At 69.0% G+C, this 9,301-nt stretch carries 8 protein-coding genes and 1 pseudogene; 1 reads left to right on the plus strand and 8 read right to left on the minus strand.

What is annotated here, in order from left to right:
* From IT293_12330 to IT293_12360, 7 genes are all read right to left on the minus strand, one after another.
* Positions 1–1,750: TonB-dependent receptor (locus IT293_12330; protein MCC6765439.1), on the minus strand; the 1,750-nt coding region annotated here is incomplete at its 3' end.
* Positions 1,751–1,915: 165 nt separating this feature from the next.
* Positions 1,916–2,329: a hypothetical protein gene (locus IT293_12335; GenBank protein MCC6765440.1), complete on the minus strand. Its 414-nt coding sequence runs from the start codon at positions 2,327–2,329 to the stop codon at positions 1,916–1,918.
* Positions 2,326–3,354 (minus strand): DUF475 domain-containing protein, encoded by a 1,029-nt coding sequence (locus IT293_12340; GenBank protein MCC6765441.1) that lies wholly within the window; start codon positions 3,352–3,354, stop codon positions 2,326–2,328. The genes IT293_12335 and IT293_12340 overlap by 4 nt, the downstream gene beginning before the upstream one ends.
* A 37-nt stretch (positions 3,355–3,391) precedes the next feature.
* Complete coding sequence (locus IT293_12345) at positions 3,392–3,661, minus strand: hypothetical protein (protein MCC6765442.1); 270 nt, start codon at positions 3,659–3,661, stop codon at positions 3,392–3,394.
* Between the two features lie 34 nt (positions 3,662–3,695).
* A complete protein-coding gene (locus IT293_12350; GenBank protein ID MCC6765443.1) occupies positions 3,696–3,881 on the minus strand; it encodes a hypothetical protein in 186 nt (61 codons plus the stop codon).
* A gap of 9 nt (positions 3,882–3,890) precedes the next feature.
* Entirely contained in the window at positions 3,891–6,290 is a 2,400-nt protein-coding gene (locus tag IT293_12355) for an MMPL family transporter (protein ID MCC6765444.1), read from the minus strand.
* A gap of 205 nt (positions 6,291–6,495) precedes the next feature.
* A complete protein-coding gene (locus tag IT293_12360; protein MCC6765445.1) occupies positions 6,496–7,647 on the minus strand; it encodes an acyl-CoA dehydrogenase family protein in 1,152 nt (383 codons plus the stop codon).
* A 105-nt stretch (positions 7,648–7,752) separates the two neighbouring features.
* On the opposite strand from IT293_12360, the pseudogene IT293_12365 reads away from it, so the two are divergent.
* Positions 7,753–9,156 (plus strand): annotated as a pseudogene (locus IT293_12365) (amino acid permease).
* Here IT293_12365 and IT293_12370 read toward each other — a convergent pair.
* On the minus strand, positions 9,149–9,301 hold a 153-nt coding region (locus IT293_12370; GenBank protein ID MCC6765446.1), incomplete at its 5' end, for a hypothetical protein. The pseudogene IT293_12365 and the gene IT293_12370 overlap by 8 nt on opposite strands.

Raw genomic sequence — 9,301 nt, forward strand, 5'->3', positions numbered from 1 at the left:
TCGCGACCGTCTGCGTGTAGTCGACGTCGAAGAAGAGCCAGTCGAGGATCCGGTACCGCACCTCGAGCTCGCCGCCGATCCGGCGCGTGGCGCCGCTCGGCTCGGTCGTGCCCTCGTCGCCGACGAAGACGATCTCGCTGTCGAGATCGAGCATCCAGAACGCGGCCGCGAGATCGAGGCGGTCGAACAGCCGGGTGCGGACGCCGAGCTCGCCGCCCCGAGCCTTGGCGCTCGGGTCGACGGGATTCTCGTCGCGCACGACGCCACGCGCGTCGTTCGAGTGGAAGCCCTCCCCGTAGTTGATGAAGACGTCGAGGTCGGGAAGCGGCGAAAGGACGATGCTCGCCTTCGGGCTGAAGATCGCGTCGTTCTCCACCCCCTGCCCGGTCAGGTCGGGGGCGCTCGTCGAGTTCAGGTTGTTGTCGACGTCGAAGTGGAGGTCGTCGAAGCGGAGGCCGACGATCGTCCGCAGCCACGGCGTCCACGTGGTGTCGGCGCCCACGTAGGCGAAGGAGTCCACCTGCCCGACGTTGTGGTCGGTCTGGCGGGTCAGGAAGTCGCGCTCGACCGTGTAGTTCAGCTGCTCGCCGATGTGGTCGCCGCGGACCCCGACGGCCCCGGTGAAAGCCGTGTCCGTGCCCCCGAACGCGACGTGACGGACGTAGCGCGCCTCGCCGCCGCCGAAGAAGCGCTTGTCCTTCTGCTCGATCTGGTCGCCGTTCACCGGGTCGCGCGCGAAGAAGGTGAAGTTCGAGAAGAGGTCGAGGTCGTAGTAGACGCCGTACGCGAGGAGGCTCGCTTCCTCGCCCTCGTCGGGACGCCACGTCGTCCGCCCGTACAGCTGGTGCCGCTGCGACGTGCCGCCTTCGGTCGGGTCGATCGAGCCGAAGCGATCGAGCTCTCCCGCGCGGACGGCGCGGAGGGGAATCTGACCGGAAGCGTTCCACGTACCGCGGTAGCTCGTGAAGGTGAGATCCGCCTGCCACGAGCCATCGGCCCATCCCGCGCGCGAGAAGAGCTTGTAGCGGTTGTAGTGCTCCGGATTGTCGAAGGGACCGTTCTGTCCGGCCCCCTCCACCGCGAAGAGCGTGTGGAAGGCTCCGAACTCGCGCCCGCCCACGATCACGCCGCGGAAGAGGTCGAAGCGCCCGGCGCTGAAGCTCGCGGTGTTCTCCGCCGCCACCCGCTTCGTGACGAGATCGACGGCGCCCGCGGTCGCGAAGTCGCCGTGCTCCAGGAAGTAGGGCCCCTTGTCGACCTCGATGCGCTCGACCACCTCGGGGATGACGAAGTTCGCATCCGCATAGCCCTGCCCGTGCGCGTGGCTCGGGTTGTTGATCGGCACGCCGTCGAACGAGAGCGCGACGTCCGTGCCGTGATCGGCGTCGAAGCCGCGGAGATAGTACTGGTTCGCCTTGCCGCCGCCGGCGTGCTGCACGACCACGAGGCCCGGCGTCACCTCGAGGATGTCCGCCGGCCGGCGGATCGGCCGGAGGGAGAAGTCGCGGCTGCGCACGATCAGCGACGACGCGGCGGTGATGGGGCGATCGGCCTGAACCACGGTCTCGGGGAGCTGCCACCGACGCTCCGAGTTGCCGGCCGCCGGCGTCGATCCGGGTCGAGGATCTCCGTCGGAAGGCTCGGGCGTTTCGGCAACGAGATCGCCATCCGTATCGGCGAACACGGACAAGGCCGGTGCGCTCGCCACACTCGGCACGAGCAGCACCGCCAACAAGATGCGGCGCAACATGGAACCTCCACGCAAGCACGCGCCGACGACGTCCCGGAGACGCCGCGGCGAGATCACGGGCGACGCGGTCCGCGGCAGCCGGCCGCCGACCGCACGGAGAGTCGGGACGAGTCGCGACCTTCCGCGCCCGGACGAACGGTCCGTGCGGCCGAGGAGGGGTCGCGGCTACGCGACCCGCAGCGGAGGCGCGCGCGCCCGCGTCGCCCGGCTAACGAGAACCGGCGCAGGCAACGACACGGCAAGCGGCAGCGGGGAGACGACGAGCGCGGGTGCCGGCGGCACGACCGACGGCAGCGCCGCCACGACGGCGGGCGGCGCGAGGTGCGTATGGAGAGCGGAGGCTCCGGCGGACACGAGGCCCGGGCCCGCAAGCGGGGTCCGGATCGCGTCGTCGCCGGGCGCGTCGCGGACGACACCCGCGACGGGGCCGGCATGGACATGCGCCGTCCCGCCGCCCGCGTGCCGGTGACGGACGACCAGCGACGGCGGCGGCACGAGCTCGATCGCGAGCGCGAGCAGGACGACCAGCACCGCCCGCGGATGGAACGTCAGAAGCCTCCTCAGCGCGGCGAGGCTCACGCGTGGCCCTCGCGTCGGTTGTCGCGCAGCGAGTGCCAGAACGAGAGGCCGATGAAGGCCGCCCCGACGAGCCCGGTCACCACCTCCGGGATCGGTGTCACCGCCTCGACGAACATGATCACGCCGAGGGCGATGATCGCGTAGAACGCTCCGTGCTCCAGGTAGCGATACTCGGTGAGCGTCTCGCGGTCGACCAGCATGATGGTCAAGCTTCGCACGAACATGGCCCCGATGCCCAGGCCAATCGCGATCACGAAGAGGTTGTTCGAGAGCGCGAAGGCGCCGATCACGCCGTCGAAGCTGAAGCTCGCGTCCAGCACCTCGAGATAGAGGAAGGCCGCCGCGCCCGAGCGGGTCGCGGCGCCCGCCACCACATCCGCCGGATCGAGGATCGCCGCGATGCCATCGACCCCGATGAAGGTGAGGAGGCCGAAGATTCCCGCAACGAGGAAGCCATAGCGCTCGTGCTCCGGGAGCCACGCCGCGATCGCCCAGAGCGCGAAGAGCACGACCCCGAGGCCGAACGCCTCGACCCGCCCGACGTAGACGAGCGGCCGCTCGACCACCGGGATCCAGTGCACGTCCTTCTCCTCGTCGAGGAAGTGCTTGAACCCCACCATGAGCAGAAAGGCGCCGCCGAAGGCCGCCACCGAAACGTGGGCGCTTTCGATGATGTGCGAGTACTCGTCGGGACGGGTCGCCGAGAGCACCAGGGCTTCCCACGGATCGATGCGGGCGACGATCGCCACGATCGCGAGCGGAAAGACGATCCGCATGCCGAAGACGGCGATCGCGATGCCCCAGGTGATGAAGCGTCGCCGCCAGACCGGATCCATCTCGCGAAGCACCGTCGCGTTCACGACGGCGTTGTCGAACGACAACGACACCTCGAGAACGGCGAGCACGGCCACGATGAAGGTGGTGCCGAGCGTTCCCGCCACCGTCCCGTGGATCTCCCAGCCGAGCGCCGCGCCCCCGACGAGACCGAGCAGCGTGACCAGGAACGAGCCGCGAAAGTATTTCATGCGAGGTGGGGCGACGGAGTCGATGGCCGACGATCCGTCAGGACAGCAGCCGATCGGCGAAGATCGCCAGCCCCCCCGTTCCGAGCCCCCAGAGCAAGTCCTTGCGGACGTTCTGCTCGGGTCCCTGCGTCTGCTCGGTCGCCCACGCGCCGACGAGGAAGAAGACCGCGAGGGCGGCGATGCCGAAGTGGATGCCGGGGACCGTCTCCCCGGCGTTCCGCGCGGCGGTCACGGCCTGCGACACCGTGAACGCGGCGAAGAATGCCGCCGCGATGCCGACGATGCGAAGCAGGCGGAGCCGCGTCACCGCGCGCGCCGCCCGCCCCCTCGCGGAACTCCCGTCACTCCTCGCTCACCTTGGCCGAGCGCGCCACCCGCAGGAGCTCGCGCGCCTCCGCGTCGCCGGACGCCGCACGCGCTTCCCAACGCCGGTGCCGCATGGGCTTCGCGACGTATTCGTCGAGCGCGATGACGAGGATGCTGAAGCCGACGACGATCGCGATCGAGCTGTATAGACCGAGCTCCATGATGTCCTCCTACGCCCGCTTGGCCGCGGCCGCCGGCGCCGCGACCTTGCGGTTCGCTTCCCTCAAGATGAACTTCGGCTTGAACGTCAGGATCAGGATCGGCAGCAGCGTCTGCGAGCCGACGTAGCTGATCGCCATCCAGATCGCGAGGAGCAGGCCCATCTCGGCGTTGAAGCGGATGTTGGAGGTGATCCAGAAGGCCGTGCTGACGATCATGGTCACCGCCGTGAACGTCACGGCCTTGCCCGAGGTGACCAGCGCCTCCCGCACCGACGCCACCAGATCCCCCTTCACCTGGATCTCCTCGATGACGCGGCTCACGATGTAGAGGCCGTAGTCGATGCCGAATCCGACCCCGACCGTCACGAGCGGCAGCGTGTGGATGTTCACGCCGATGTTGTTCACGGCCATGTACGCGTTCACGATGATGTTGGAGCAGATGAGGGGACCGAGGAGGAAGAGGCCGCAGCTGAAGGAGCGGTAGGTGAAGAGCAGGATGATCCAGATCGTGAAGAAGCCGAGGAAGTTCATCAGGATGTCGTTGCGGACGAGCTCCTCGTTCGCCGCCGCGAGCACGCCGATCAGGCCGCCGGCCAGCTTGAAGCTCGCTTTCTCCATCGGGTTCTCGGCGATGAAGATCTTGCAGCGCTGGATGATGCGGCGGATGTTGTCGCCCTGGTGGTTCTTCGCGAAGAAGGTGACGTGGGCCGTGGTGTAGCTCGGGTCCACGTACTTCGCGGTCTCCGTCGGCGGCGAGCCCGAGAAGAAGATGAAGAAGAGGCCGCCGATGTCGGTCCAGCTGTCGGGAATGACCGCCCACTTCGGCTCGAGCTCGTGGAAGACGCGGTTCACCGCCCGGATGATGTCGGCGAGCGAGAAGCTGTAGCCGATGTCCGGATCGCGCTCGAGCACGCGCTGGAACTTCTCCATCGTGCGCAGCACCTGCGGGTCCTTCATCGCGTCCTTGTCGTACCCCTCCGACACCACGATCAGCGGCTCGACGCCGCCGAAGCTCTCCTGGATCTTGGTGTGGGAGACGTTGTACGGCGAGCTCTCGAAGAGGAGCGGAGAAGCCGAGGTCGGGTCGCCGATGGTGAGGCCGCGCATGAAGTAGATGCCGACGATCGTCAGGATCGCCCACGACGCCAACGTGACGCGCCTGCCCATCGGCGACATCAGGACGTGCGTGAACTTCTCGATCCAGGCGCGGAAGGCGCCGCGCTCGCGCAGCACGACGAGCTCAGGCTCGGGCGGCTTCAGATAGTAGTACACGATCGGGTTCAGCATCATCTCCGACACCGTGATGGCGAGGATCCACCACGACGCCGTGATCGCGAGCTTCTGCAGCATGATGACCGGCACCAGGATGATGACGAGCACGCCGAGGGCGTCGGTGATGACGCCGGAGAAGGTCGGCACGAAGAGCTCGGCGAAGGCCGCGACGATCGCCCGCCGCTTGTGCCAGCCCGATTTCTCGAACTCCTCGTAGTAGCGGTCGTGCATCTGGATCGCGTGGCTCACGGCGCGCGCCGTGATGAGGAAGGGCATCACCAGCATCAGCGGATCGAGCGCGAGGCCGATGAGATGAATGAAGCCCATGCCCCAGAACGCCGCGATGACGCCCGTGAGCGTCGGCCGCAGCGAGCCGCGCCAGTCGTGGAAGTACATCCAGCGCAGCACCCACTCGATGCAGTAGGTGACGACCAGGATGAAGAAGCCGTCGCCCGAGTACCTGTAGACCCAGCCGTAGAGGCGCGGCTCGCCGGCGGCGTAGATCTTCACGCCGTCCTTCTCGAACGGCTCGATCACCTTGGTGTTCACGTCCTCGAAGATGCGCTTGTAGTCGAGGCGTCCTTCGATGAAGTTAGCGCGGATGAGGGCCGACTTGTCGTCGAGGGAGACGATCAAGCCGTAGACGTTCTCGGCGTTGTGGACGATGCGGCGGGTCTCGTCGACCTCGTCCTGACTCTGTGGGGCGCGCAGCATGACGGGCTCGGCGCGCAGCGTGCCGCCGGCGGCGACCTTCAGGTGGCGCACCGTGCGGTGGCCGATGGACTCGATCTGGTTGTGGTTCACGCCGTAGACCGTGTCCATCCCCTCGGTCATCTTGAAGATGGCCGTCAGGTGTTCCTTGGTGAAGATCGTGCCGTCCTCGACGCTGTACATGACGACGATGTTGTTGGCGCCGCCGAAGGTGCCCGAGTACTTGTTGTGGATCTTCACGAACTCGTGGCTCTGGGGCACGAGGTCGCCGAAGCTCGTCACGAGACGCAGCTGGAAGGTCCAGTACGCGAAGAGGCCGGTGACGAGCAGCACGACCAGCATCACCGGATTGCGCCACTCGATCAGCTGGTCGCCGAGCCAGTAGAGCGCACGCTTGTCCTCTGGAACTTCGTAATCGAGAGCCATCGAATCCCCCTAGCGTTTCGTACCCTTGCGGCAGGGCGTGCGCGTCGTCCCGAGACGTCGCGAAGGCGGAGAAATAGTTACGTTTTCTCGCTTTTCGGCAAGCTCGCGGCTTCTAACGCCAAGCAATTTTGGTGTCAAGCAGTTGACCCTCTTTCAACCCGACGCGCCGGCCCGCGCCGCACGCGCGCACGCATGACGAGTCGCGTCAGGCGCGCGGCAGGCCGAGGCCACGCTGCGCGACGACGTTGCGGAGGATCTCCACGGTCCCGCCGCGGATGGTGAGAGCGGGCGCGTTCACGATCGCGCGCGCGACGCGGCCCCCGAGCGGCGCCTCGGCGCCCGGAGCGAGCACCGCATACGGCCCCAGGACCTCGCCGGCGAAGCGCGCGAGGCGTTGTTCGAGCTCGCTGCCGTAGAGCTTCGCGAGCGCCGTGTCCGCCGTCGGCGTCACGCCCCGCGAGAGCTGCCAGGCGATGCGGTAGATGAGCTGCCGTCCGACGGCGATCTCGCCGTGGAAGCGCGCGAGCTGCTGGCGGACGAGGGGGTCGGCGCTCCGTCCGGTCGCGCGGACGTGCGCTTCGAGATCCGCGAGGAGCGGCGCGTAGCTCAACAGGCGTTCCATCCCGGCGCGCTCGTAGTCGAGCTGGGAGGCGATCTGGAACCAGCCGCGGCCGACCTCCCCGATGAGCCAGCGCTTCGAGACGCGCACCCGCTCGAAGAAGACCTCGTTGAAGTGGTGCTCGCCGGTCATGTCGACGAGCGGCCGCACCCGAATGCCCGGCAGGCGCATGTCGACCAGGAGCTCGCTGATCCCGCGGTGACGCGGCGCCGCCGGGTCGGTGCGCGCGACGAGGTAGCAGTAGTCCGCGTGGTGCGCGAAGCTCGTCCACACCTTCTGCCCTTCGACGACGAACGCGTCGCCGTCGTCGATCGCCCGCGTCGAGAGCGCGGCGAGGTCGGAGCCCGCGCCGGGTTCGCTCATCCCGAGACAGAACACGAGCTCGCCGCGCGCGAGCCGCGGAACGATCTCGCGCCGCTGCTCCTCGGTGCCGTGCGCCAGCAGCGCGGGTCCGATCTGCCGATCGCCGACCCAGTGCGCCGCCGTCGGCGCCCCGGCGCGCAGCAGCTCCTCGGTGACGATGGCGCGGTCGACGTAGTTGCGCCCCGCGCCGCCGTAGGCGGTCGGCCACGTCATGCCGATGAAGCCGGCCGCGCCGAGGCGGCGGGAGAACGCCGGGTCGAAGCCGTGGATCCACCCGTCCTCCGGGATCGCTCCGCGCGGCGGCAGCGCGTCGACGAGGAACGCGCGCACCCGGTCGCGCAGCTCGAGTTCGGCGGGCGAGAACGCGGGCCACATGCCGCCCCGGGGGCTAGCGGAGGCCCCGGAGGGAGTCAATTTTCGCCGGCCGTTTCGGCGCACGCGCTCGCCGGCGACGCGCCGCCGTGCTACCCGCGGACCCTCATGTCTGCAGACGACGTCCACGGCGGCGGCCGGCGGTTCCATCGCGCGCTCGACGCGAGGGATGCCACCGCGCTCGTCGCCGGGTCGATGATCGGCTCCGGGATCTTCCTGGTCGCGGCGCCGATGATGCGCGACCTCGGCTCGGCCGGCTGACTTCTCGCGGTATGGACGCTGTCGGGCGCCATGACCGTCACGGGCGCCTGGCTGTACGGCGACTTCGTCGCGCGCTTCCCGCGCGCCGGCGGCCAGTACGTCTACCTCCGCGAGGCCTTCGGCCCGCTCGTCGGCTTCCTCTACGGCTGGACGCTGTTCCTCGTGATCCAGACCGGGACGATCGCCGCGGTCGCGGTGGCGTTCGCGCGCTACACGGCGGTCGCGTTCCCCGCGCTCGACGTGCTGACGCTCGGTCCGCTCTCCGCCGAGCGCACGGTCGCGATCGCGCTGATCGCGCTCCTCACGCTCGGCAACGCCCGCGGCATCGAGGTCGGCCGCAGCATCCAGAACCTCTTCACGACCATCAAGGTGGCGAGTCTGCTCGTGCTCGTCGCGCTCTCCTTCGGGATCGGCTTCTCCGCCGAGGCGGTTGCCGCGAACTTCCGCGCGCCGTTCGCCCGCCCGGAGGGTGCCATGCCGATCGCCGCCGCGATCGGGAGCGCGATCGTCGGCGCGCTCTTCTCGTCCGACGCCTGGAACAACGTAACGTTCGCCGCCGAGGAGGTGCGCGACCCCGAGCGCAGCATCCGGCGGGCGTTGGTCGCCGGCACGAGCCTGGTCGTCGTCCTGTACCTGGCCGCGACGCTCGCTTACCTCGTCGTGCTTCCCGCGCTCGGCGCCCCCACCGCCGCTGACGCGCTCGCACGCGGCATCGCGCACGCCGACCGCGACCGCGTCGGCAGCACGGTCATGGAGGTGATGGTGGGGCCGCGGGGGGCGCTCGCGATGGCGGTCGCAATCATGGTCTCGACCTTCGGCTGCGTGAACGGCCTCGTGCTCTCCGGCGCCCGGGTGTCCTACGCGATGGCGCGAGACGGCCTCTTCTTCGCCGCCGCCGGTCGACTCTCGACGACGGGGACGCCGGCCGCCGCCCTCGCGTTCCAGGGAGCCTGGGCGTCGGTATTGGCGATCACGGGCACCTACAGCGACCTTCTCGACTACGTGATCGTCGCCGCCCTCCTCTTCTACGTGCTGACCGTCGCCGCGACCTTCCGCTTCGGCGGCCCGACGTCGGCGGGGCGCCGCCTCATCGCCGCCGCGTACATCCTCGTCGCGGCCGCGGTGATGCTCGATCTCCTGGTCGTGAAGCCGCGCTTCACCTGGCCGGGCCTCGCGATCGTCGCCGCCGGCATGCCGGTCTATGCGGTCTGGTCGGGACGGCGGCGGCGGCGCGCCGCCGCCGTCACGTGAGCCGAGCGCGGTTCCGCGTGAGGAGCACGACGCAGCCGCTCGACACGCCGATCGCGACCGCCGCGTAGACGATCCCGAAGATCGGCCGCGCCAGAGCCTCGTCGGACATGCGCACCGTGAACAGCACGAGGTTCACCACGACCCA

The sequence above is a fragment of the Deltaproteobacteria bacterium genome (assembly GCA_020848745.1).
In the GTDB taxonomy this organism is placed as follows: Bacteria; Desulfobacterota; Binatia; order UTPRO1; family UTPRO1; genus UTPRO1.